Genomic DNA, 21,781 nt, shown 5'->3' with positions numbered 1-21,781 from the left:
GGAATCGAACCGTCTTTCAGGTTAATCCCTTTGTGAACCGACGCACAAAGTCGCCACTACCGTGGACCCCATGCACGAGATCACTCTGTACGGCCGGCAGGGCTGCCACCTGTGCGACGACGCCCGCGCCACCATCGCGAAAGTCGCGGCTGAGCTGGGGGTCAGGTGGACCGAAGTGGACATCGACAGCTCCGCTGAGCTCCGGGAAAAGTACAACGACATGATTCCGGTCACGCTCGTGGACGGAGTGCAGCACGACTTCTGGCGCGTGTCGGAGGAGCGCCTGCGGGCGGCCCTGGAGAGCTAGGCGGGTCAAGGCTCAGAAGAGCGCGGTCGGCAGCGGGACGACCTTGGCGGCGTTGACGTTGAGCTCGATGATGTTGGTCGCCAGGACCATGGCCTGGCGCTCGTTGACGAAGCGCTCGACGTGGGGCTGGCGCTGGTGGTCCTGGAAGGCCACCTCGTCGCGGTAGAGCTCGTAGACGATGCGCTGCAGGGGCGCGGACTTCACCGCGTGGCAGGCGTAGACGAGCGTGTCGGGCTCGCTCCGGCGCACGGCCTCGACGGTCTGGTCGGCCAGGCGGTCGAACATGTCGCCGGATCCGTCCATCAGCGTGAAGACGGTCAGCAGGCCGTAGATGCTGGGCGAGGGGCGCCCGCCGACGGCCGGCTGGGGCGCGCTGGGCTGGAAGACCTCGGCGCCCGGGTAGACGACGCCGGTGTTCGGCATGTTGTAGTTGTCCGGCTGCTGGGGCTGGGGCTGGGGCGGGCCGCCGCTGTGGCGGCCGAACGCCTGCTCCGGGCTGCCGTTCATGATGTAGCCGGTCGAGGGGCCAGGGTCCATCGTGGGCGCCGGGTTCATCGGGTTCGCCGGGTTCGCCGGGTTCGCCGGGTTCATCGGGTTCATCGGGTTGACGTGGCCGGTCGCCGGGCCCGGTTCCATGCGGGCGCCGAAGCCCACGTCCTGGTCGCCCGCGCGGTACTCGGCGACGAGGTCGCTCAGGCCGGAGGGCCTGGCCCGCGGGGGCTCCAGCGGCGCCTGGGCCTCCATGCGGGCGGGCGTGCGCTCAGGCACGGCTCTGCGGCCCGTCGAGGCGGGTTCCCAGCTCTCGCTCTTGATGTCGTCCTCCTCGTCCTCGTACGGCGCGAGCGGCCGCAGCACGGCGTACCAGATCGCCGCGGCGGCCACCACGAGCAGCGCAGTGGTGAAGACACCCGGCACGGCGAAGCGCACCGCGCCGATCAGGGCCAGCGCCGAGGGCGCGATGACGGCGGCGGCGTGCAGGTTGTCGGTGTCGTAGTCGTCGCCGTCGCGCCAGCGCAGGGCGGCCACCACCACACAGCCGAGCAGGATGAGCGCGTCGATCACGTGCGCGCCGACGAGGACGGAGCTGGCGATCAGGCTCCAGTGGGACGAGCCGGGCGGCAGCGCCTTGGCCATCTCCGTGGCCTTGAGCACGGGGTCGAAGACGATCACCACCGAGCTGACGATCGTGAACGCGATCCCGAGCAGCCAGGCGAGGAACTTCGGGGGCGTCTTCTCCGCCAGCAACTGGACGAGGCCGATCGCCATCCACAGCGGAGCGATCAGGGATCCGGCCAGTTGGTAGATCCTGAACGTCCCCTCGCCGAAGCCGATAAGGTAGCCCGTGCCGATCGCACCCAGTGCGAGGCAGAGCATCGCCGTGGCGACCGTCCAGGCGATGAGCCACCCTTCGCGCTCCTCGCGAAGACTACGGATCAAGGCACCGGTTGCGATCGCGGCGAGGAGCGCGCCCGCGAACGCGATGACAGCAACAAGGATCTCCATGGTGACTCCAATGCTGCCGGACGATGCCTCCCAGCCGGTAGCCGAAGAGGGAACGGGTCGGTCCACACCGTATCCGCCGATTACGGCTAGTGACGCCACCCTGAAGCGGATTGTGGAATTTCCGGTTGATTTCTAGAGTGTTCGAGCACGCCGCAGCCCTTACCCCCAGGGACACCGGATGCCTGACTCGTGGCCGTTCGCCGGGCTTCTGTCGCCAGCGGTCGCTGGCAACACCCGGTCGAGCGAGCTTGCTGTGCGCGAAGAGATCCCAGATGACGTGCGTACGCTCGTGTTGCGGGCGAAGACCGGCGACACGGAAGCCTTTGGCACGCTCTATGACCGCTACGTCGATCTTGTCTACCGCTACATCTACTTCCGCGTGGGCTCTCACCCCCTGGCCGAGGACCTCACCTCAGAGACATTCTTACGTGCCCTCCGCCGTGTGGCGGACTTCACCTGGCAGGGCCGCGACTTCGGCGCCTGGCTGGTGACGATCGCCCGCAACCTCGTCACCGACCACTTCAAGTCCGGGCGCTACCGTCTGGAGATCACTACCGGCGAGGTGCTCGACGTGCCGCTCGACGGGGCTTACATCCCGGAGAACGCGGTGGTCACGGCCATCATCAACGACCGCGTCCTGCGCGCCGTCCGAGACCTCAATCCCGAGCAGCAGGAGTGCGTGGTCCTGCGCTTCCTGCACGGCCTGTCTCTCGCGGAGACCGCGTTGATCATGGGGAAGAAGAGTGGAGCGATCAAAGCCCTGCAGTTCCGTGCGATCCGGGCGCTGGCCAGGGCTCTCAAGCACGACCTCGCGTAACCTCCGCACGCGGCGCCTCGTTAGGCAGGTGTCACACCGGACGGGGGCCACAGGGAGCAGTCATGGGTAGGGCGCGACCTAGCCGATGGCCGTTCGGAGCCACGCGAGGGTCGCACGAGCGGCTTCTCGGCCATCTGGACGAGCTGCGCAGCCTGCCTCAGGGCGGCGGGCCGGACGGCGATTTCCGCGAGCGGCTGAGAACGCGGCTGATCTCGGCCGACGCCGACGCCGACGCGCTCGCCGTGCCCGAGGCTCAGGCGCCGCCTGGCAGGGCTCGGCACGCCAGGCGTACCAGGAGGGTGCGGTTGTCGTGGCCGTCGCAGCTCGCGACGCTCGGCCTGGCCGCGGGCATGATGATGTCGGCCTTCTTCACCTACCAGTCGGTGCCCGGCGACACGCTCTACCCGCTCAAACGGGCCGCCGAGCACACGCTCGTACGGCTCAGCACCGACGACAGGGAGCGGGCGGAGCGCGAGATGGTCTCGGCCAAGGAACGCGCCGCCGAGGTGGCCGTGCTGCTCGGCGGCTCCGGTGATGGGCCCCTCGTCTCGGCTACTCTGAGTGACATGGCCGAATCCACGAAGTCGGCCATCAAGCGGATGGAGCGGGTCGAGCCGCGCTCCCCCAAGCTCAACAGTTTCGCCCAGGACCAGCGCGACATGGTCGAGCCCATGCTGGAGCAGCTCAACGGCCCAGAGCAGGACCAGGCGAGTACGTATTTGCACTACATCGAAGGCCTTGCGGTGCCTAGGTAAGCTGCTGTCCATGAGGCGGCTACTTCGACGACGACACGAGACGGAAGCCCAGGTCGCCGGCGAGGTCGCCGCCGCGGCGGCGGTCGTGACCCAACCTGCCGACCCCGACCCGGAGGCCGCCGCGTTCTTCGACGTCGACAACACGATGATGCGCGGCGCCTCGATCTACCACTTCGCCAGAGGCCTGGCCACGCGTGGCCTGTTCACCACCTCCGACCTGCTGAAGTTCGCGGTCGGGCAGGCCGCGTTCCGGCTGCGCGGCAACGAGAACCCCGAGCACATCGCGGTCGCCCGCGAGACCGCGCTGGCCTTCGTCGCCGGCAGCAAGGTCGACGACGTCGTACGGCTCGGCGAGGAGATCTACGACGAGGTCATGGCCGACCGCATCTGGGCGGGCACCAGGGCGCTGGCACAGTCACACCTGGACACCGGCCAGCGGGTCTGGCTGGTGACCGCCACCCCGGTCGAGCTGGCCCACGTGATCGCCCAGCGTCTCGGCCTCACCGGCGCGCTCGGCACGGTCTCCGAGACCCGGGACGGCGTCTACACCGGCCATCTGGTGGGCGACCTGCTGCACGGCCCCGCCAAGGCGGAGGCGGTGCGCGCGCTGGCCCGCAGGGAAGGGCTCGACCTGACCCGCTGCACCGCCTACAGCGACTCGGCCAACGACCTGCCGCTGCTGTCGCTGGTCGGGCACGCGGTGGCCATCAACCCCGACTCCGAGCTGCGCGAGCACGCCAGGAAGCACGGCTGGCCGATCAAGGACTTCCGCACCGGCAGGAAGGCCACGATGGCCGCGCTGCCGATAGCGGCGGGCCTGGGCGCCGTCGCGGGCGGCATCGCGGCCGGGATCGCGCTACGCCGCCACTACCGGTCCAAGTGAGCGCCGGATCAGGGCCTTCAGCGCGGCGTTGACCAGTTCCGGACGTTCCAGCCCCAGCATGTGACCGGCGCCCGGCGCGACGACCAGCGTGGCGCCCGGCAGCGCGCCGGCGATCCTGCGGGCGTGCGCGGGCGTGGTGAGCCGGTCGCGCTCGCCCACCATGATCAGCGTCTCGACCCGGCTCAGCGCCTGGAGGGCGGCGAGCTTGTCATGGGCCAGGATGGCGTGGAAGTAGCCGACCATGACCTCGGTGGGCGTCGCGGCGACCATCCTGTTGACGAACCGCACGTGATGGCCGCGCGCCTTCGGCCCGAAGGCGGCCAGCCGGGTGACCGGCCAGTTGGTCCCGGCGCGCAGGAGCGCCGGGCTGGCGTCGATGAGCGCCGCCCTGGCCTTCAGCCGGTTCAGCAGGACGGGGGCGGTTCTGCCGGCCAGCCCCTCCGCCAGCCTTCCCGACGAGGTGCTGATGAGCGCCACGGCGACGACCCGGTCGCCGAACAGCTCGGGCCGCCGGGCGGCCAGTCCCATGATGGTCATGCCGCCCATGGAGTGGCCGGCCAGGACGATCGGCAGGCCCGGCGGGACCGCCGCGTCGATCACGGCCTCCAGGTCGGCGGCGAGCCGTTCGATCGAGCAGGGTCCTGCCGGACCGGCCGTGGAGGCCCCGTGCCCGCGCTGGTCGTAGCCGACCAGCATGGCCTCATCGGGTAGGGCCTCCCGCTGGTAGTGCCAGCTGTGCCGGTTGAGCACCCAGCCGTGGGCGAAGACCACGGCGTAGGCGGGCGTGCCGGACTCCCTGACGTCGACGTCGATGACGGCGCCGTCGTCCGTCTCGACGGGCAGCCGGCGGCCTTGGCCGCCGCCGAGCGTCTCGCTGGACCTCTTCCGGGCGACGAGTCCCACGGCGACGCCGAGGAGCAGCCCGGTCACGAGCACCTTGTACCGCATGCCCGCGACTATAGGACTTTTTGTCTAATAAGACTATCGGAGCTTCGCGAAGAGCTTCTGGGCGTCGGGCTGCTTCCAGAGCAGGCGGTTGGGGTCCTCGGGATCGGGCGTCCAGGGGACGGTCAAGAACGCCGGCTTGCTCTGCCGCAGATCGACGGCGAGCTGGTACATCTCCTCGACGTTGAGGTCCGACGTGGTGGCCGTAGTCACGGCGGCCAGGAACTCGCGGAACCCGGCCGGGTTGGCGACCAGTGCGGTCTTCGCCTTGGCCAGCATCGCGTAGAGCAGGCTCTGCTGGCGCTTGATGCGCTGAATGTCGGAGCCGTCGCCGTGGTCGCGCAGCCGGAAGTAGCCGAGCGCCTGCTCGCCGCTGAGCACGCTCCGCCCGCTGGGCAGCTTCAGCTTCGACTTCGGGTCGTCGATGGGACGCTTGATCGTCACCTCGACACCGCCGAGAGCGTCAACGACCTTCTTGAATCCCGAAAAATCCACTTCTGCGTAGTGGTCCACCCGGACGTCGGTCAGCTTCTCCAGCGTCTTGGCCAGGCAGCCGACGCCGCCCGTGGTGTAGGCACTGTTGATCATGTCCCGGCGCGCGGGAGAGTCGCCACACGCGGGGATCTGCACCATCGAGTCGCGCGGAACGTTCACCACCGTCGGCTTGCCCCGGTCGGCGGGCAGGTGCACGAGCGCGATCGTGTCGGCCCGCGCCTTGGACTCCGTTCGCGCCTCCAGCGGGCCGTACTCCTCGTTCCCCGGGCCCTGGCGGGTGTCGGAGCCGATGAGCAGGATGTTCTGGACGCCGGAGACGTTCACCGGCCGGTTCCCCGATCCCACCGGCAACGCCCGGTCCCGGTTGCCCAGCAGCAGCGTGGGCACCGCGACGGCCAGCGCGGTCGCGACGGCCACCGCGCCCATCATCGCCCAGCCGGTACGGACGCGCCGCCTGGGCGCCGTCCCCATGTACCGGCGGCGCTGGCGGACCAGCGTGGCGGGCGGCTCCTGCTCCAGCTCCCTGCCGAAGTCACGGAGCAACTTCAGATCGTCCATCGTCACTCCTCCTCGATCATCGGGTTGGTGTCGCCGAGGGCCGCGCGTACCTTCCGCCTGCCCCGGTTGAGGCGGGAGCGCACGGTGCCGATCGGGATGTCGAGTGCCCGTGCGACCTCGTCGTAGGTCAGATCGCCCCACGCGATGAGCAGAAGGACGTCGCGGTCCTTGGCGGGCAGTTTGGCCAGGGCCTCGGCCAGCTCGGGCCTGGCGGCCTGCGCGGTGACCCCGGCCGCCACGCGGTCGGCCGGGGACTCCACGTCGCCGTCGAGCGGCGCGCGCCGCATGGCGCGGTAGCGGGCCGCCTCGCTGCGGTGGTGGCGCGAGATGAGCTTGGTCAGGATTCCGAACAACCAGGGCCGGGCGTCGGAGTAGCCCGTGTCGTAGCTCCTCCTGCGGGAGAAGGCCACCAGAAACGTCTCGCCCACCAGGTCCTCGGCGGGCTCGGGGCCCAGCCGCTTCACGACGTACCTGTAGAGCATGCCGGAGTAGCGGTCGAACAGCTCGGCGAACGCCTCCGGATCGGTCCAGGACGCGCTGACGAGCTCTGCGTCAGCGGCCCTGGTGGCGGGTTGCGTGATCATCTCCGCCCTTCTGTGGGGAGTCGGTCAGGGATGTCTTGCCGCAACCCGCCCATCCGGTTCACAGCTCCTTGAGGAAGCCTCCGTCGATCACGAAGTCGGCGCCGGTCGTGCTCGCGGAGCGCGGCGAGGCCAGCAGCGCGACGGCGTCGGCGATCTCCTGCGGCTCCACCAGGCGTCCGGTGGCCAGCCGCATCATCTCAGGCGCGGCCCGCTCGATCACGGTCGCGGTGTCGCCGCCGGTCATCGAGGCCAGGACCTCGGCCGCGCCTCCCTCCTTGGTCCACCAGGCGGTCAGGGTCGGGCCGGGCGAGACGGTGTTGACCCGGATGCCGCGCGGGCCGTACTCCTCGGACAGGGCCTTGCCCACCGAGTTCAGCGCCGCCTTGGCGGCGTTGTAGTCGACGTTCATCGGCGCGGGCTGCCGCGCGCCGCCCGAGGAGACGTTGACGATCGAGCCGCCGCCGCGCTCCAGCATCAGAGGTACGGCCGCGCGCATCGCCCGCACCGCCGAGTAGAGGTTGAACTCGAACATCGCCCGCCAGTCGTCGTCCCCGGGCGTGAGGAAGCCGAAGCGCGGCAGGGTCACGCCGGGCGGCGGCCCTCCGGCGTTGTTGACCAGGATGTCGAGCCCGCCGAACCGCTCGGCGGCGGTGGCGATCACGTGCGCGGGCGCCTGCGGGTCCATGAGGTCCACGGGCACGTGCACGATCTCGGGCGGGAGCTCGGAGGTAGGGGTGCGCGAGGCCGCCACGACGTGGGCGCCCTCCTCGGCAAGGGTGCGGGCGACGGCCAGGCCGATGCCCTTGGAAGCGGCGGTGACGACGGCCACACGGCCGGAAAGCTGCAGGTCCACGAGGGTTCCTTTCTTGGATGACGCCTCGTGAACACCCGCGGGACGGGATCGGTTGCAGCCTTCTCAGGCGAAGGCGTGGCCTCTTCTCAGCCGCAGCTCGTTGAGCATCTGCTGGATGACCTCGCGCACGTGGTCGGTGAGGTTGAACACGAGCATCGGGTCGTCGGCCGCGCCCGGCTCGTACTCGTCGGTGCGGATGGGCTCGCCGAACTCGATCATCCACTTGGACGGCAGCGGCAGCAGCCCCAGCGGCCCCAGCCAGGGGAAGAGCGGGGTGATCGGCAGGTACGGCAGGCCAAGCGCCCTGGCCAGCGTCTTCATGTCGCCGAGCTTGGGATAGATCTCCTCGGCGCCCACGATCGCGGTGGGCACGATCGGCACCCCGGCCCGGATCGCGGAGGCGACGAAGCCGCCCCTGCCGAAGCGCTGGAGCTTGTACCGGTCGGCGTACGGCTTGCCGAGCCCCTTGTAGCCCTCGGGGAAGACCCCGACCAGCTCGCCCTTGCGCAGCATCCGGTCGGCGTCCTCGCGGCAGGCCAGCGTGTGGCCGGACTTGCGCGACAGGTGGCCGAGCACCGGGAGCTGGTAGACGAGGTCGGCGCCGAGCAGCCGCAGCGCCCGCCCGGCCTCGTCGTGCAGCGCGACCTGGGTCATGAGCGCGTCGACGGGCAGCGTGCCGGAGTGGTTGGCCACGACGAGGGCGCCGCCGTCCTGCGGGACGTTCTTGACGCCGGCGGTCTCCACCCGGAACCAGCGGTGGTAGATCGGCCGCAGGAGTTCGAGCAGGACCTTGTCGGTCAGCTCGGGGTCGTAGCCGAACTCGTCGACCTCGTAGTCGCCGTTGAGCCGCCTGCGCAGGAAGGCCAGGATCTCGGCCAGCCGATCGGGCTCGCTCATGTCAGCATGGCTCCAAGCCCGCGCGAGCGGAGAAAGTCGTCGAAGGCCGCCGCGGTGGTGAACTTGGGCTTCCAGCCGAGCTCGGCGGCGAGCTTGGCGGGGTCGACGGCCCTGCCGTGGCTCATCAGCCGCAGCTGCTCGGGTGAGAACTCGACCAGCCCGGCGCGCCTGGCCATCTCACCCATCACGCGGAAGGCGGGTGAGAACAGCGGCAGCGAGAACCGGCCGGCACGGCGTACGCACTGCGAGAGCAGAAGCACGCCCGCCCCGGCCACGTTGTACGTGCCGGGGTGGTCTTCCGTGGCCATCCGCCGCAGCACCTCGACCGCGTCGTCCTCATGGACGAACTGCAGGCGAGGGTCGAAGCCGAACACCGTCGGCAGGACCGGCTGGGCGAAGTAGCGGGTGACCGGCGAGTCGACGCCGGGACCCATGAAGTTGGCGAAGCGCAGCATGGAGACGGTCACGTCGGGACGCCGGCGGGCGAACCCGCGCACGTAGCCCTCGACCTCGGCCGCGTCCTTGGCATAGCCGTGGCCGGGGCCGTCGTGCGGCTCCACGTCCTCGTCGAAGACCGCCGGATCCTTCGGCGACGAGCCGTAGACCGCGGTGGTGGAACGGACCACCACGCGGCGCACGGTCGCCGACCGCTGGCAGGCACCGAGCAGCTGCATGGTGCCGATGACGTTGTGCTCTTTCATCAGTGCCCGGCCCGTACTCCGCGAAGGAGCGCTGACCAGGCTCATGTGCACAACGGTGTCGATGTCCGCGGCCGCGATCACCTGGGCGATGTCGGGGCTGCGCAGATCCACCCGGACGAACTCCGTCCGGCCGAGGGAGCCGCCGCCTTCTCGCGCCAGCGAGGCAAGCGCCGGCGACAAGGGCGGGACGGTGTCGACTCCGATGACGCGGCTGATGTCCGGGTCGGCCGCCAGGACGCTCGCCACCCGGGCGCCGATGTGGCGCGAGACCCCGGTGACGAGCACGGTGCGGGTCATCAGCGCCTCACAACAGCGTCTACTACTTCTTGTTACGCCGCTGGATGCGCGTCTTCTTGAGCAGCTTGCGGTGCTTCTTCTTGGCCATCCGCTTGCGGCGCTTCTTGATCACAGAGCCCACGGGACCCCCAGTTAACTGATAGCAAGTCTGAATCGACGTGCGAGCGCACGCCGGCTCACAGACTACCGGCGATCGGTGGTAGATCGCCCCTCGGGGGTGGGTGCCCGGCCGCGTTCGCGCGACCGGGCCATGTCCCACGGCGTGTATTCACGGCGAGAGTACGAACGCGCCGCTACTCCAACTCTCATCCGGCCTCGATGTAGGCCTCTCGCAGATAGTCGTGTACCGCCTGCTCAGGCACCCTGAACGAGCGGCCGACGCGAATGGCCGGCAGTTCGCCCGAGTGCACCAGCCGGTACACCGTCATCTTGGACACTCGCATGACCGTGGCCACTTCTGCCACCGTCAGGAACTTAACCTCGCTGAGAGGTCTTTCGCCTGCACCCATCGGACGCCTCTTCCGCACGTGTTTCCGGGTTATCCCCACTGGTGCCATTGCTCACGCACGTGTACTGCCGTCAGCGTAAGTCGGGACTCCGAGTGCGCAAACCCCCTATTTTCTCAGCTCGCGGAGCCACCTGTCAGCCAAACCAGCAAAGTCGCTGGCCAGCAGCAGGGCAGAGCACCTCGCCAGGACGTTGGAACTGTCCAACTTCGTACACATAAGAGTCGCCCCAGGCCCATCAAAAGTTGGCAAAGGGACGACGAGCCTCTTGGAATGCAGGCGCGAAAAGACGGTATGGGGATGACCGAATTCGACTCAAAGGGCTCGTGAGACCCGTGTGACCAGATGGTCCGTCAACGGTGTGTAATAGCGCGGAAGCACGTTGTCATCGAGCGGGACGACCACATCGATCTTGCCCTCGGCCTCGCCCACGAACAGCGCGGGGTCGTTGCTGTCGGCGAAGCCCACGGTCGGGATGCCCGCCTCGCCCGCAGCGCCGGCCCATCCATGGTCGGCGACGACCAGGTCGGGGCGCTCCTCGCCCATCTCCGCGATCATCGCGACCATCGGCGCGGGGTCGTGGCTGTGCACGAATCCGCCGCGGTCGTCGAGCATGGCGACGTCCTGCAGGTAGCGGATCTTGCGCTTGCGGCCGAAGCCCTGGCCCCAGTAGGTCCAGCCTTCGGCGGGCGTCAGCAGCCGCGCGCCGCGCTCGGCCGCGAACCACGCCAGCGGCAGGTGTACGGCCAGCAGCCCCGTCGGATGTCCCGTGGCGAACAGCAGCCGGGGCGAGGGCCGCGACAGCGCGGCGGCGATCCGGTCGGCCATGGCGTCCAGGGCGTCGATCGTCCGCTCGGGATCGATGGTGTCCTGCCCGGAACGATGCTTGACGTCGGCCACCACGCCCGCGGACTTGGCCATGAGCTCCAGGATGTCGCGGTAGGACCACGGCTGCGAGACGGTCAGGCCCAGCGTGTAGTGCGGGTCGCGGTTGGCCAGGGAGCTGTAGTGGTCGAGGTTGTTCTCGCGAGGGGTCGCGACGTCGCCGGCGATGCGCGTGCGAACCAGGTGCTCGCGGAGTTCGTCGCGGGTCTGCACAACTCTCCTAGGGCAGCGGGTCGATGCCGTGCAGAGGGAACACCGCGTTACGCGTCGCCATGATCGCACGGTCGATGGGATCCGCAGGATCATAACCACCGGAAAGGTCACGAAATTCCGGGCTCCGGCCGTCTGTCATGGTCAGCGGGGGTGTCTCACCGGTGCGCTCGCGGACGAAACGCTGCCAGGACTCGGGTGTCCGGGTGGCCGGGTCCACCGGGCTGCCCGACGCCTCGGCCATGAGGTGCGTCCAGGCCCGGGGCACCACCTGGACCAGCTCGTAGCCGCCGCCGCCGGTCGCGATCCACTTGCCGCCCGCCGTCTCGTGCGCCAGCCGGTGCAGGGCCGCGTACGCCGCGCGCTGGCCGTCCAGGCTGAGCATCAGGTTGGCCAGGGGGTCCAGGGCGTGGCTGTCGCAGCCGTGCTGGGTCACCAGGATCTCCGGCCGGAACGCGTGCAGCAGCGGCGGCACCACCGCGTCGAAGGCGCGCAGCCAGCCGCCGTCGCCGCAGCCGGCCGGCAGCGCCACGTTCACCGCGCTGCCCTCCGCGCCGGTCTCCTCCGGCCAGCCGGTGCCGGGGAACAACGTGCGGGGGCTCTCGTGCAGGCTGATCGTCAGGACCCGCGGGTCGTCGTAGAACATCGCCTGCACGCCGTCGCCGTGATGCACGTCCACGTCGACGTAGGCGATCTTCGTGACGCCCTTGGACAGCAGCCAGGCGATCGCCACGGCCGGGTCGTTGTAGACGCAGAAGCCGCTGGCCGTGGCGGCCATGGCGTGGTGCAGGCCGCCGGCGACGTTGAGGGCGTGCTCCGCCGTACCGTCGAAGACCGCGCGGGCGGCGGCCAGGGTGGCGCCGGCGATCAGCGCGGAGGCCTCGTGCACCCCCGCGAAGGCCGGGTTGTCCGAGGTGCCCAGCCCGGCGGACACGTCGGGCATACCCGCGACCGAGACGCGCTTGACGGCCTCGATGTAGCCGCGCTTGTGCACCAGCGCGAGCTCGTCGTCGGTGGCCGGGGCGCAGCCCGCGAGCTCGACCCGCTCCAGCACGCCCAGGTCGCGGGCGAGCGCCATCGTCAGCTCGACCCTGACGGGAGCCAGCGGATGATCAGGGCCGAAGTCGTAGGAGGTCAGGGCATCGTCCCAGATCACCCTCGCCGCACCAGACATGAGTCTCCCTCCTAGCCTTTCGCCGACGTTACCGCAGGCGCACGCCACCGCCCATCGTCATGATCCGGAAATCGCGAGGTATCCTCCGCGGCATGCGCTTCCCCCGGCTGCACCGCTTCGTGCGCAACCCGTGGGTCCAGGACGTCGCGCTGGCCTCCCCGCTCGTGGTCGGCAGCCTGTTCGCGGTGGCGGTGTCGTACTCGATCCCGCAGGTCGACCGGGTCGCGCCGGTGCTGCTGCTGCTCAGCTCCCTGCCGCTGATCTGGCGGCGGCGTTACCCCCTCACCGTGGCCGCGATCGTGCTCGGGCTGGACGCGGCCGTCCCCATTCTCATCGAGTCCGACGCCTTCCTAGGGATCACGTCGCTGATCGCGCTCTACACCGTGGGCCGCCATCGCGCCGGCCGGAGCGTGCTGCTCACCGGGCTGGCCGCGAGCGCGGCCTACACGATCACCGGCCTGGTCACCCAGTACGACCCCGCCTTTGTCGGCTCCGCCGTCGCGCCGGTCGTCGGCGGCTTCGTCGGCCCGTTCCTGGGGCTGGGCCTGGGCCAGTTCGTACGGCTGCGCCGCGAGCTGAAGGAGCGCAGGCAGCGAGAGATGCGCGACGAGGCGATCCACGGCGAGCGGCGCCGTATCGCCCGCGAGCTCCACGACGTCGTGGCCCACCACCTGAGCGTGATCAACGCGCTCGTCGGCGGCGCCCGCACGGTGCTGCCACCCGAGCCGACCCCGGCCCGCGAGGCGCTGGAGGCCGCCGAGCACAGCGCCCGCCAGGCGCTGTCGGAGATGCGCCAGTTGCTGCAGGTCCTGCGGGCCGACACCACCGACGGCCCGGACGCCGCCACCGGCGTGGGCGCCTCCGGCCTGCCGGAGCTGGTCAAGCAGTCGGGAAACGCCTCGCTGCGCGTGGACGGCGAGCCGGTGCCGCTGCCGACAGCCGTCGACCACGCGGTCTACCGCGTCGTCCAGGAGGCGCTCACCAATTCCCGCAAGCACTCCCCCGGCTCGCGGGCCGGCGTGCGGCTCGCCTACCTCAGCCAGGGCGTCGAGGTGGAGGTGCTCGACGACGGCTCCCCTGTCAAAACCATGGGCGGCGGGTCCGGGTTCGGATTGGGCGGCATGGCCGAACGTGTGGCACTGTGTGGCGGTCGTCTGGAGACGGGGCCCCGCGCGCGAGGCGGGTTCCGGGTGTACGCGCTGCTGCCGCTGGAGAACGCATGATCAGGGTGTTACTGGTCGACGACCAGGCGCTCGTGCGCACGGGCTTCAAGCTCATGCTGAACGCCCAGCCCGACATCGAGGTCGTCGCGGAGGCGGGCGACGGCCAGGAGGCGCTCACGCGTACCCGCGAGCTCAGGCCCGACGTCGTGCTCATGGACCTGCACATGCCCGTCATGGACGGCGTGACCGCCACCGGGCTGATCTCCGCCGAGCTCCCGGAGACGCGGGTCCTCGCGCTCAGCACCTTCGACCTCGACGAGAACGTCGTGGCCGCCCTCCGCGCCGGCGCCGGCGGCTTCCTGCCCAAGGACATCTCGCCCGAGGAACTCGTCGAGGGCGTACGCGTCGTCCACCGCGGCGAGTCCGCCGTCGCGCCCCGGCTGCTCACCCGGCTGATCGGCACGTTCGTCCGCGCCGCCCGCCCCCGCCGGGCGCCCACCGCGCTGCCCGAGCTGACCGACCGCGAACGCGAGGTGCTCGTCCTCATCGCCAAGGGCCGCTCCAACTCCGAGATCGCCGACCGGCTCCGCGTCTCGCCGTCCACGATCAAGAACCACGTGACGAGCCTGTTCGGCAAGACGGGGGTACGCGACCGTGCGCAGGCCGTCATCCTCGCCTACGAGGCGGGCCTGGTCAGCCCCGGGGAGTAGGAGCAGGCTCCTACCTCACGCCGACGCGAACGGTCCTCCGGCAGGAAGCCCCCCGCCGATCCCCCCGGCACCCTTGAATCCATGACCTCCATCAAGGCCACGGGCCTGACCAAGCGCTACGGGCAGACCACCGCGGTCTCCGGCCTGTCGTTCACCGTGGAACCCGGCCAGGTGACCGGCTTCCTCGGCCCCAACGGGGCGGGCAAGTCGACCACGATGCGCATGATCCTCGGGCTCGACCATCCCAGCGGGGGCTCCGTGGTGGTGGACGGCGTGCCGTACCAGAAGCTCAAGCACCCGCTCCGCAAGATCGGCGCGCTCCTCGACGCCAAGGCCGTGCACGGCGGGCGCAGCGCGCGCAACCACCTGCTGGCCATCGCCCAGAGCAACGGACTGCCCGCCTCGCGGGTCGGGCAGGTCCTGGAGAGCGTCGGTCTCAGCCAGGTGGCCAAGCGGCGGATCGGCGGGTTCTCGCTGGGCATGTCCCAGCGGCTCGGCATCGCCGCGGCGCTGCTCGGCGACCCGGAGATCCTGCTGTTCGACGAACCGGTCAACGGGCTCGACCCGGACGGCATCCTGTGGATCCGCACCTTCATGCGCAAGCTGGCCGCGGAAGGCCGCACGGTCTTCGTCTCCAGCCACCTGATGAGCGAGATGGCCCAGACGGCCGACCACCTCATCGTGATCGGCAAGGGCGAGCTGATCGCCGACACCAGCGTGGCCGACTTCATCGGCCGCAGCTCCCAGGGCTTCGTCAAGGTACGCTCGCCGCGCCTGGCCGAGGTCGCCCAGCTGCTCAACGCGGGCGAACTCCACCACGACCACCTGCGGGTGACCGGCATGCAGCCTCTGGAGATCGGCACGCTCACCGCGCGCGCCGGGCTGCCGCTGGAGGAACTCACCTTCGTCCAGCCCACGCTGGAGGCGGCCTACATGGAGCTGACCAAGGACAGCCTGGAGTACACCTCATGATCGACGTGATGCGCTCCGAATGGACCAAGCTGCGCTCGCTGCGCTCCACGGTGTGGACGCTGATCGCGGGTTTCGTGATGATGGTCGGCATCGGCGGGCTCATCTCCTGGGCCGCCGTGTCCAACACCCCGGCGGACGCCACCGGCACCGCGGCGCAGGCGGTGATGACCGCGCTGGTCGCGCTGCCGTTCGGCGCCATCGCCATGGCGACGCTGGGGGTGCTGGTCATCTCGGGCGAATACCGCACCGGGATGATCAGGACGTCGCTGCAGGCCGTACCGCAACGTCTGACCCTCCTGTACGGCAAGGCCGTCGTCTTCACCATCGCCGCGCTGGTCGTGGGGCTGGTGACCGCGTACACCGCCTTCTTCGTCAGCCAGGGCGTCCTGTCCATCAAGGACCTCGACACCTCGATCACCGCCCCGGAGGTGCTGCGCGCGGTAACCGGCGCCGGCCTCTACCTGGCGGCCAGCGGCCTGTTCGGCCTGGCCCTGGGCTCCCTGATCCGCCACACGCCCGGCGCGATCGTGGCCGTCATCACGCTGACCCTGGTCCTGCCCCAGCTGACCACCGTGCTGCCGGGGAAGCTCGGGGACATCGTCAGCGATCACTTCACCTCCAACGCCGGCCTCCAGCTCACCATGGTCGAACCACGCGTGGGCGGGCTGCCGCCGTGGACCGGCTTCGCGGTGTACCTGATCTGGACAGCCGTCATCCTGGCAGCCGGCACGGCCCTCCTCCACCGCCGCGACGCCTGACCCGCGGACCGGCCCTCCTCACGCGCGGCCCGGCCCTCCTCTCACGCGCGACCCCGGCCGGACAGCGCACACGGACCCGCGAGCGGGGCGACCCGTGCGGAGCCCGCGCAGGCAGGACGAGCGGAGCGGCCCGCGGCGGGAGGGCAGTGGGGGCAGCACCTGGGGGTGGTTACTCGGCGCGGAGGGCTACGACGGGGTCGAGTTTGCCGGCTCGGCGGGCCGGGGCCACTCCGAAGAAGACGCCCACCGCGGCCGAGACGCCGAAGGCCAGCGCCACCGACCACCAGGTTATCGAGGCCGGGACGGGGGTGAAGGTGGCGATGGCCAGGGCGCCGCCCACTCCCAGGGCTATGCCGATCAGGCCGCCGATCGTGGTCAGGAGGACGGCCTCGATCAGGAACTGGCGCAGGATGTCGCCCTGCCGGGCGCCCAGCGCTTTGCGGAGGCCGATCTCCCGGGTGCGTTCCCGGACGCTCACCAGCATGATGTTGGACACTCCCACCCCGCCCACCAGGAGCGAGATGCCGGCGATGGCCGCCAGTACGCCGGTGAGCATGCTGATCACGGTGCCGATGGTGCCCAGGAGCTGGGTCTGGGTCACCGCCGAGAAGTGTTCTCCCGGGTAGCGGTCCACCAGCGCGTCCACGACCTTCTGCTGGAGCGGCTCGATTTCGTCCGGGCCGCTGGCTCCGACCGCCATGCCGTTGATGCGGGGGATGCCGAGCAGGCGCTGCGCCGTGGTGACCGGCATGTGGATTTCCTGGTCTCTGGCCACTCCGAAGGCGGAACCCAGCTGGGCGTACACGCCTACCACCCGGAAGCGGGCGCCGGAGATCGAGACCTGGCGGCCGATCGGGTCGATGTCGCCGAAGAGCTTGTTCGCCACCTCTGAGCCCAGGACCGTGACGCGGCGGCGGGTGTCGACGTCGGTTTCGCTGAGGTAGCGGCCTTTGTCCAGGGGGCGGGCGAAGATCTTGGGCAGGTTCTCGTCGGTGCCGACGATGGTGGAGAACACCTCGGCCCTGCCGACGCGTACCGTCTCGCCGGACTGCAGGGACACGGTCACCTTGCCCGGATCCCCCACCACGCGGCGCACGTAGGCCACGTCGGTCAGGTCCAGCCGGCTCTGGGTGGGGGCGGCGCCGACGTTCAGGCGGCCGGGGACGATCAGGATGATGTTGCTGCCCAGGCCGGAGATCTCCCGCTCGACGGTGTCCTTCGCGCCGGTGCCCACCGAGACGAGGATCACGACCGACAGCACGCCGATGATCACGCCGAGCATGGTCAGCAGGCTGCGCATCCGGTTGACCCGCAGCGCCTCCAGCGCCATCCCGAACGCCTCACGCCCCCTCACCGGCCCTCCTCCCACGACTGGTCCCCGGACTCGGAGTGACCACTCACAGAACCGCCATCCCCGGAGCGGTCGCCCCCGGGTCGGGCGGCCTCGGGATGGGCGGTCTCCGGGTGGACGGCCTCGGGGTGAGCGGCCTCCGGGTGGGCGGCCTCGGGATGAGCGTCGCCCCCGGAGCGGTCGACCCTGGGGCGGGCAGCTTCCGGGTGGGCGACCCGGGGGTGGGCAGCCTCCGGGTGGGTGGCCTCGGGGCGGTCAACCTTGGGGTGGGCGGCCGTGGGGCCTGGGCTCTTGGGAGTCGTGCCGGTCTCGGGCAGGTGGGCTGTGGCGGTGTCGAGTTCTATGAGGCCGTCCCGGACGTGGATCTGGCGGCGGGCGTGGGCGGCGATGTCGGGTTCGTGGGTGACGAGGACGATGGCGACTCCGCTGTCGGCGTTCAGCCGGTCGAGCATGGACATGACCTCGGCCCCGTTGCGGGTGTCGAGGTTGCCGGTGGGCTCGTCGGCCAGCAGTACCTTGGGCTCGCCGACCAGGGCCCTGGCGATCGCGACCCGCTGCTGTTCGCCGCCGGACATCTGGGACGGACGGTGGTCGAGGCGGTGGCCCAGGCCGACGGCCTCCAGCGCCGCCCGCGCGCGGTCGCGCCGCTCCGTCTTGCCCATGCCCCGATACACCAGCGGCAGCGCCACGTTCTCCAACGCCGACGTCCTGGCCAGCAGATGGAACGACTGGAAGACGAAGCCGATGGTCCGGTTGCGCAGCTCGGCCAGCTCGGTGTCGGACAGGCCGGACATCTCCACGCCGTTCACGCGTAGCTGCCCGGACGACGGACGGTCGAGGCAGCCGAGCAGGTGCATGAGCGTCGACTTGCCGGAGCCCGACGGGCCGATGATGGCGGCGAACTCCCCCTGGCCGATCCGGAGCGTGACGCCGCGCAGCGCCTCGACGGACACGCCTTCGAGCTGGTAGCGCCGCGTGAGGTCGACGGCCTCCAGCGCCGGGCCGGTGGAGGTCATGGCAGTTGCTGGCCCTGCCGTACGGAGTCAGCGCCCTTCACCACCACGCGCTCCCCCACCGACAGCCCGCTCAGTACCTCGACCACCGCCTCCCCCTGCGCCCCGAGCTTGACCACGCGCCGCTGTGCCGCACCGCCGGCGGCGGCCCACACGACGCTCTCCCGCCCGCTGCTGACGATCGCCGAGGCGGGCACCGAGACGGCCTCGGGCGACTCGCGGACGACCAGGCGGGCCACGGCGCTCATGCCCGGTTTGGGGGCGGGCGCCTTGGTGCCGTCGTCGAAGGTTCCGGCGCCCAGGCTGAGGCGGACGGGGTAGCTGACGCCGCCGGTGCTGGACTGCATGGGGGTGACGCCGATTCCGGCGACCCCGGCGGTGTAGGTGGCACCGGGGACGGCGTCGAGTTCGACCTCGGCCTTGGCGTCCACCTTCACGAGGAGGATGTCGGTCTCGTCGATGTCGGCGGAGATCGTGAGCTTGGAGATGTCCGTGACGGTGATGATCGAGTCGCCGGCCGAGACGGGGACTCCCGTGGCGACGGCGGTCCCGGCGCCGTTGGAGGGCAGGTTAGGGAGTGGTTGCCCGCCGCCCGGCAACTGGCTGAGCAGGCCGCTCAGGCCGGGCGTGGCGGCGCCGCTCTCTCCCGAGGCGCGGCCGAGCGTGACGACGCCCGCGAACGGGGCCTTGATCGTGAGCGCCTTGACGGTCCCTTCGGCGGCCTTGACCGCGACCCTGGCCTGGGTCAGCGACGCCGCCTGCAGCGAGGACATCGAGGCGCTGAGTCCGCCGGCGGTCTGCGCGAGCACTTGGGAGATGGTCCGTCCGAGTTGCGCGGTGATGCCGGACAGCGCCTTCGACTGGGCCTGGTACTGGGTGCGCGCCAGGCTCACCGCAGCCAGCACCTGCTTGCGCGCCCGCGGGTCGTCGATCTTCCTGGCCTCGCGGGCGGCCTTGGTGAAGTGCGCGCCGACCTTGCGGTCGAGTGCGGAGGTGTCGAAGGCGGCGAGCTGGATCCGCGGCATCCCGATCGACGGCGTACGGGCCGGCTTGGCGGCCTTCTTGGCCTGCTTGAGCTGGTCCTCGGCCTGCGGGGAGCGGATCTTGGCCAGGATCTGGCCCTTCTTCACGTGGTCGCCGTCGCTGACGTACAGCTTGGCGACGGTGCCCTGCGCGGGTGAGCGCAGGGTGGCGGTGGCGCGCGCGCCGATCGTGGCCGGGGCCTCGACGACCTCGGTGACGGGCGCGCGCTTTACTTCCGCGAGCTGTACGGCGGGCGGCGCGTCAGCCGAACAGCCGGTCAGGGCGAGAAGGACGAGCAGCGGGGGAATTCCGCGACGGATCGTCACCCGGCCCATCGTAAAGAGAGGGTCACGCGCCCCTCACACGGCGTCGGCCTCGACCGGCCGGGGTGAGGCCAGCCGTACCCCCCGGACAGCCGGTACGGCCAGCAGCACCAGACATCCCGACACCGCGATCACGGCCGAGAACCCGAGCACGCTCTCCGCGCCCACGAAGCCCGCCACCGGTCCGGCGACGGCGTTGCCGATGGGCATGGCCATGACCGAGCCGCCGATCTCGTAGGCGCTGACCCGGTTGAGCGCCTCGCCGGGGATGTTGGTCTGGATGCTGGTGGCCCACATGACCGACCAGAGGCCCCAGGCGGCGCCGCCGAGCAGGTGCCCGGCCATCATCACGGGAAGCGGGGCGCCGAGGGCGATGGTGAGCGGTTCGAGGGCGAACAGGAGCATGCCGGTCGCGCCCGCGGCCAGCGGGCGGGCGGGGCGCACCCGCATGGCGACCAGGCCGCCGACGATGGTTCCGGCGCCGCCCGAGGACAGGACCAGGCCGTAGGCGGCCTCGCCGTACGCGCCGGTGATGAGTTCGGAGCCCAGCGGGATGAGCGGGCCGAACAGGGTGATGCCGAAGATCATCCACATCAGGATGACGCTCCACATCCAGGTGCGCGAGCGGAACTCCTGCCAGCCCTCCCTGAGCTGGTGGAGCATCGGCCGGGTGGCTTCGGCGCGGGTGACCCGGACCCGCATGAGCAGCAGGCAGACGGCGCTGGCGGCGAACCCGGCGGCGTCCAGCGCGAACACGGTGCCGACGCCGGCCAGCCCGACCAGTGCGCCGGCCAGGCCGGGCCCGGCCAGCATCATGATCGACTCGGAGACCCGGAGCGAGGCGTTGGCCTTCTGGATGTCGGCGGTGATCCTGGGGATGGTTCCGGCGACTCCGGGGCTGTACATGGCGGTGGCGACGCCGTTGACCGCGGACAGGACGAGGATCTGCCACAGGGCGGGCTTGCCGGTCATGAACAGCACCGCGGTGGTGGCCTGGGTGGCGATCCTGGCGACGTCGGCGCCGATCATCATCCGGCGAGGTGTGAAACGGTCCATCAGGACGCCGCCGAACAGGATCAGCGCGACCATCGGCGCCGAGGTGGCGGCCAGCGCCAGCCCCACGCCGGTGGCCCCGTGGCCCGCCTGCCGCATGCCCAGGGCGGTGGCCACGGGCATCATGGCGAATCCGGCCATGGAGACCGTCCTGGCCACGAAGAAGAGACGGAAGTCCCGGGTCCACATGGGCGCCCATCCTGCCCCACACAGGAAAGTTTCCTGTTGGTGGGGGTGCGCGCTCAGCCGGAGGCGAGTTCGCGGCCCCGGTCGCGGGCGGCCTCGATGGCGGCCAGGAAGGCGGCGCGCACGCTGTGGCGCTCCAGCTCGGCGATCGCCGCGATGGTGGTGCCGCCGGGGCTGGTGACGGCCTCGCGCAGGATGACCGGGTGCTCGCCGGAGTCGCGCAGCATGATCGCGGCGCCGACGATCGACTGGGTGACCATGTCGAGGGCGGCCGCCCTGGGCATGCCGAGCAGGATGCCGGCGTCCACCATGGCTTCGACCAGGTAGAAGAAGTACGCGGGCCCGCTGCCGGAAAGGGCGGTGGCGGCGTCCTGCTGCGACTCGGGGATGCGCAGGACCTTGCCGACGGGCTTGAGCAGGTCTTCGGTGCGGCGCAGGTGCTCCTCGCCGGCGTGGGCGCCGGCCGAGATGACGCTCATCGCCTCGTCGAAGCGGATCGGCGTGTTGGACATGACCCGCACCACCGGCACGTCCACGCCCAGCCGCTCCTCGACGAAGGAGGTCGTGATGCCGGCGGCGGCCGAGATGACCAGATGGTCGGCGGCGACGTAGGGGGCGATCTCGGCGAGGAGGGCGGCCATGTCCTGCGGCTTGACGGCCAGGATGATGGTGCCGGCCATCTTGGCCGCCTCGGGGTTGGCGACCGTCCGCACGCCGTAGGTCTCGCGCAGCGCCTGGGAACGCTCCGACCTGCGCGCGGTGGCCACGATGTCGCCCGGCTTGAACCCGGCACGCAGCAGCCCCGACAACAGGGCCTCGCCCATCTTGCCCGTGCCCAGAATCGCGATCATGTCAGGTC

24 protein-coding genes are annotated in these 21,781 nt (G+C 70.6%); 8 read left to right on the top strand and 16 right to left on the bottom strand.

Annotation, left to right across the window (positions count from 1 at the left end; translation table 11 throughout):
- Nucleotides 1-70: 70 nt before the first annotated feature.
- Nucleotides 71-307, top strand: a complete 237-nt coding sequence (locus ACIBKY_RS36150) for a glutaredoxin family protein (RefSeq protein ID WP_397103922.1) — start codon at nt 71-73, stop codon at nt 305-307.
- A gap of 12 nt (nt 308-319) precedes the next feature.
- Here ACIBKY_RS36150 and ACIBKY_RS36145 read toward each other — a convergent pair whose 3' ends face one another.
- A complete protein-coding gene (locus tag ACIBKY_RS36145; RefSeq protein ID WP_397103920.1) occupies nt 320-1,810 on the bottom strand; it encodes a putative quinol monooxygenase in 1,491 nt (496 codons plus the stop codon).
- A gap of 178 nt (nt 1,811-1,988) precedes the next feature.
- Between ACIBKY_RS36145 and ACIBKY_RS36140 the strand changes: the two genes are divergently transcribed.
- The 3 genes from ACIBKY_RS36140 (at nt 1,989) to ACIBKY_RS36130 (ending at nt 4,265) form a co-directional block, all read left to right on the top strand.
- A complete protein-coding gene (locus ACIBKY_RS36140; RefSeq protein ID WP_379611405.1) occupies nt 1,989-2,627 on the top strand; it encodes a sigma-70 family RNA polymerase sigma factor in 639 nt (212 codons plus the stop codon).
- A 62-nt stretch (nt 2,628-2,689) separates the two neighbouring features.
- Complete coding sequence (locus tag ACIBKY_RS36135; protein WP_397103918.1) at nt 2,690-3,382, top strand: DUF5667 domain-containing protein; 693 nt, start codon at nt 2,690-2,692, stop codon at nt 3,380-3,382.
- A 10-nt stretch (nt 3,383-3,392) separates the two neighbouring features.
- A complete protein-coding gene (locus tag ACIBKY_RS36130; protein ID WP_379611403.1) occupies nt 3,393-4,265 on the top strand; it encodes an HAD family hydrolase in 873 nt (290 codons plus the stop codon).
- On the opposite strand, the gene ACIBKY_RS36125 is transcribed toward ACIBKY_RS36130, so the two are convergent.
- From ACIBKY_RS36125 to ACIBKY_RS36080, 10 genes are all read right to left on the bottom strand, one after another.
- Nucleotides 4,239-5,213: an alpha/beta fold hydrolase gene (locus ACIBKY_RS36125; protein WP_397103915.1), complete on the bottom strand. Its 975-nt coding sequence runs from the start codon at nt 5,211-5,213 to the stop codon at nt 4,239-4,241. The two genes, ACIBKY_RS36130 and ACIBKY_RS36125, sit on opposite strands and share 27 nt — an antisense overlap.
- Before the next feature lie 33 nt (nt 5,214-5,246).
- Complete coding sequence (locus tag ACIBKY_RS36120) at nt 5,247-6,263, bottom strand: LCP family protein (RefSeq protein ID WP_397103913.1); 1,017 nt, start codon at nt 6,261-6,263, stop codon at nt 5,247-5,249.
- Between the two features lie 2 nt (nt 6,264-6,265).
- Entirely contained in the window at nt 6,266-6,847 is a 582-nt protein-coding gene (locus ACIBKY_RS36115; RefSeq protein ID WP_397103911.1) for an RNA polymerase sigma factor, read from the bottom strand.
- 58 nt (nt 6,848-6,905) lie between these two features.
- Entirely contained in the window at nt 6,906-7,700 is a 795-nt protein-coding gene (locus tag ACIBKY_RS36110) for an SDR family NAD(P)-dependent oxidoreductase (RefSeq protein ID WP_397103909.1), read from the bottom strand.
- Nucleotides 7,701-7,763: 63 nt separating this feature from the next.
- Nucleotides 7,764-8,597, bottom strand: coding sequence for a lysophospholipid acyltransferase family protein (locus ACIBKY_RS36105; RefSeq protein ID WP_397103907.1), 834 nt, complete (start codon nt 8,595-8,597; stop codon nt 7,764-7,766).
- Nucleotides 8,594-9,595: an NAD-dependent epimerase/dehydratase family protein gene (locus tag ACIBKY_RS36100; protein WP_397103905.1), complete on the bottom strand. Its 1,002-nt coding sequence runs from the start codon at nt 9,593-9,595 to the stop codon at nt 8,594-8,596. Before ACIBKY_RS36100 ends, ACIBKY_RS36105 begins: the two co-directional genes overlap by 4 nt.
- Nucleotides 9,596-9,617: 22 nt before the next feature.
- Complete coding sequence (locus tag ACIBKY_RS36095) at nt 9,618-9,716, bottom strand: 30S ribosomal protein bS22 (protein ID WP_018654693.1); 99 nt, start codon at nt 9,714-9,716, stop codon at nt 9,618-9,620.
- 184 nt (nt 9,717-9,900) lie between these two features.
- Nucleotides 9,901-10,104: a helix-turn-helix domain-containing protein gene (locus ACIBKY_RS36090; protein ID WP_026214222.1), complete on the bottom strand. Its 204-nt coding sequence runs from the start codon at nt 10,102-10,104 to the stop codon at nt 9,901-9,903.
- 312 nt (nt 10,105-10,416) lie between these two features.
- Complete coding sequence (locus ACIBKY_RS36085) at nt 10,417-11,199, bottom strand: phosphatase (RefSeq protein ID WP_397103903.1); 783 nt, start codon at nt 11,197-11,199, stop codon at nt 10,417-10,419.
- A gap of 7 nt (nt 11,200-11,206) precedes the next feature.
- Nucleotides 11,207-12,370 (bottom strand): acetoin utilization protein AcuC, encoded by a 1,164-nt coding sequence (locus ACIBKY_RS36080; RefSeq protein ID WP_397103901.1) that lies wholly within the window; start codon nt 12,368-12,370, stop codon nt 11,207-11,209.
- A 92-nt stretch (nt 12,371-12,462) separates the two neighbouring features.
- On the opposite strand from ACIBKY_RS36080, the gene ACIBKY_RS36075 reads away from it, so the two are divergent.
- The 4 genes from ACIBKY_RS36075 to ACIBKY_RS36060 all read left to right on the top strand — a co-directional run bounded on the left by ACIBKY_RS36075 (nt 12,463) and on the right by ACIBKY_RS36060 (nt 15,973).
- Nucleotides 12,463-13,593: a sensor histidine kinase gene (locus ACIBKY_RS36075; protein ID WP_397103899.1), complete on the top strand. Its 1,131-nt coding sequence runs from the start codon at nt 12,463-12,465 to the stop codon at nt 13,591-13,593.
- Complete coding sequence (locus tag ACIBKY_RS36070) at nt 13,590-14,243, top strand: response regulator (RefSeq protein WP_397103897.1); 654 nt, start codon at nt 13,590-13,592, stop codon at nt 14,241-14,243. Before ACIBKY_RS36075 ends, ACIBKY_RS36070 begins: the two co-directional genes overlap by 4 nt.
- Before the next feature lie 81 nt (nt 14,244-14,324).
- Nucleotides 14,325-15,215, top strand: a complete 891-nt coding sequence (locus tag ACIBKY_RS36065; RefSeq protein ID WP_397103895.1) for an ABC transporter ATP-binding protein — start codon at nt 14,325-14,327, stop codon at nt 15,213-15,215.
- A complete protein-coding gene (locus tag ACIBKY_RS36060) occupies nt 15,212-15,973 on the top strand; it encodes an ABC transporter permease (RefSeq protein ID WP_397103894.1) in 762 nt (253 codons plus the stop codon). The genes ACIBKY_RS36065 and ACIBKY_RS36060 overlap by 4 nt, the downstream gene beginning before the upstream one ends.
- A 169-nt stretch (nt 15,974-16,142) precedes the next feature.
- Here the strand turns inward: ACIBKY_RS36060 and ACIBKY_RS36055 are convergent, their stop codons facing one another.
- From ACIBKY_RS36055 to proC, 5 genes are read right to left on the bottom strand one after another with little or no spacing between them, the layout of a single operon-like run.
- Nucleotides 16,143-17,327: an ABC transporter permease gene (locus ACIBKY_RS36055; RefSeq protein ID WP_397103892.1), complete on the bottom strand. Its 1,185-nt coding sequence runs from the start codon at nt 17,325-17,327 to the stop codon at nt 16,143-16,145.
- Entirely contained in the window at nt 17,324-18,340 is a 1,017-nt protein-coding gene (locus tag ACIBKY_RS36050) for an ATP-binding cassette domain-containing protein (RefSeq protein ID WP_397103891.1), read from the bottom strand. Before ACIBKY_RS36050 ends, ACIBKY_RS36055 begins: the two co-directional genes overlap by 4 nt.
- The gene (locus tag ACIBKY_RS36045; RefSeq protein WP_397103889.1) at nt 18,337-19,686 is read right to left on the bottom strand and encodes an efflux RND transporter periplasmic adaptor subunit; all 1,350 of its coding nucleotides are present in this window, start codon (nt 19,684-19,686) and stop codon (nt 18,337-18,339) included. Before ACIBKY_RS36045 ends, ACIBKY_RS36050 begins: the two co-directional genes overlap by 4 nt.
- Before the next feature lie 33 nt (nt 19,687-19,719).
- Nucleotides 19,720-20,925 carry an MFS transporter gene (locus ACIBKY_RS36040; protein WP_397103887.1) on the bottom strand — a complete coding sequence of 402 codons (1,206 nt, stop codon included), beginning with the start codon at nt 20,923-20,925 and terminating at the stop codon, nt 19,720-19,722.
- A 53-nt stretch (nt 20,926-20,978) separates the two neighbouring features.
- Nucleotides 20,979-21,773: a pyrroline-5-carboxylate reductase gene (gene proC / locus ACIBKY_RS36035; RefSeq protein WP_397103885.1), complete on the bottom strand. Its 795-nt coding sequence runs from the start codon at nt 21,771-21,773 to the stop codon at nt 20,979-20,981.
- Nucleotides 21,774-21,781 lie beyond the last annotated feature (8 nt).

This window comes from Nonomuraea sp. NPDC050394 (assembly GCF_044459065.1).
Classification (GTDB): domain Bacteria; phylum Actinomycetota; class Actinomycetes; order Streptosporangiales; family Streptosporangiaceae; genus Nonomuraea.
Note: the sequence above shows the minus strand (reverse complement) of the source record. Positions and strands in the feature narration are given on the sequence as shown.

Excerpts from the sequence above, each read along its gene's own strand:
- ACIBKY_RS36150 (WP_397103922.1), top strand. The coding sequence starts at position 71 with ATGCACGAGATCACTCTGTACGGCCGGCAGGGCTGCCACCTGTGCGAC.
- ACIBKY_RS36145 (WP_397103920.1), bottom strand. The coding sequence starts at position 1,810 with ATGGAGATCCTTGTTGCTGTCATCGCGTTCGCGGGCGCGCTCCTCGCC.
- ACIBKY_RS36140 (WP_379611405.1), top strand. The coding sequence starts at position 1,989 with ATGCCTGACTCGTGGCCGTTCGCCGGGCTTCTGTCGCCAGCGGTCGCT.
- ACIBKY_RS36135 (WP_397103918.1), top strand. The coding sequence starts at position 2,690 with ATGGGTAGGGCGCGACCTAGCCGATGGCCGTTCGGAGCCACGCGAGGG.
- ACIBKY_RS36130 (WP_379611403.1), top strand. The coding sequence starts at position 3,393 with ATGAGGCGGCTACTTCGACGACGACACGAGACGGAAGCCCAGGTCGCC.
- ACIBKY_RS36125 (WP_397103915.1), bottom strand. The coding sequence starts at position 5,213 with ATGCGGTACAAGGTGCTCGTGACCGGGCTGCTCCTCGGCGTCGCCGTG.
- ACIBKY_RS36120 (WP_397103913.1), bottom strand. The coding sequence starts at position 6,263 with ATGGACGATCTGAAGTTGCTCCGTGACTTCGGCAGGGAGCTGGAGCAG.
- ACIBKY_RS36115 (WP_397103911.1), bottom strand. The coding sequence starts at position 6,847 with ATGATCACGCAACCCGCCACCAGGGCCGCTGACGCAGAGCTCGTCAGC.
- ACIBKY_RS36105 (WP_397103907.1), bottom strand. The coding sequence starts at position 8,597 with ATGAGCGAGCCCGATCGGCTGGCCGAGATCCTGGCCTTCCTGCGCAGG.
- ACIBKY_RS36100 (WP_397103905.1), bottom strand. The coding sequence starts at position 9,595 with ATGACCCGCACCGTGCTCGTCACCGGGGTCTCGCGCCACATCGGCGCC.
- ACIBKY_RS36090 (WP_026214222.1), bottom strand. The coding sequence starts at position 10,104 with ATGGGTGCAGGCGAAAGACCTCTCAGCGAGGTTAAGTTCCTGACGGTG.
- ACIBKY_RS36080 (WP_397103901.1), bottom strand. The coding sequence starts at position 12,370 with ATGTCTGGTGCGGCGAGGGTGATCTGGGACGATGCCCTGACCTCCTAC.
- ACIBKY_RS36075 (WP_397103899.1), top strand. The coding sequence starts at position 12,463 with ATGCGCTTCCCCCGGCTGCACCGCTTCGTGCGCAACCCGTGGGTCCAG.
- ACIBKY_RS36070 (WP_397103897.1), top strand. The coding sequence starts at position 13,590 with ATGATCAGGGTGTTACTGGTCGACGACCAGGCGCTCGTGCGCACGGGC.
- ACIBKY_RS36065 (WP_397103895.1), top strand. The coding sequence starts at position 14,325 with ATGACCTCCATCAAGGCCACGGGCCTGACCAAGCGCTACGGGCAGACC.
- ACIBKY_RS36060 (WP_397103894.1), top strand. The coding sequence starts at position 15,212 with ATGATCGACGTGATGCGCTCCGAATGGACCAAGCTGCGCTCGCTGCGC.
- ACIBKY_RS36050 (WP_397103891.1), bottom strand. The coding sequence starts at position 18,340 with ATGACCTCCACCGGCCCGGCGCTGGAGGCCGTCGACCTCACGCGGCGC.
- ACIBKY_RS36040 (WP_397103887.1), bottom strand. The coding sequence starts at position 20,925 with ATGTGGACCCGGGACTTCCGTCTCTTCTTCGTGGCCAGGACGGTCTCC.
- proC (WP_397103885.1), bottom strand. The coding sequence starts at position 21,773 with ATGATCGCGATTCTGGGCACGGGCAAGATGGGCGAGGCCCTGTTGTCG.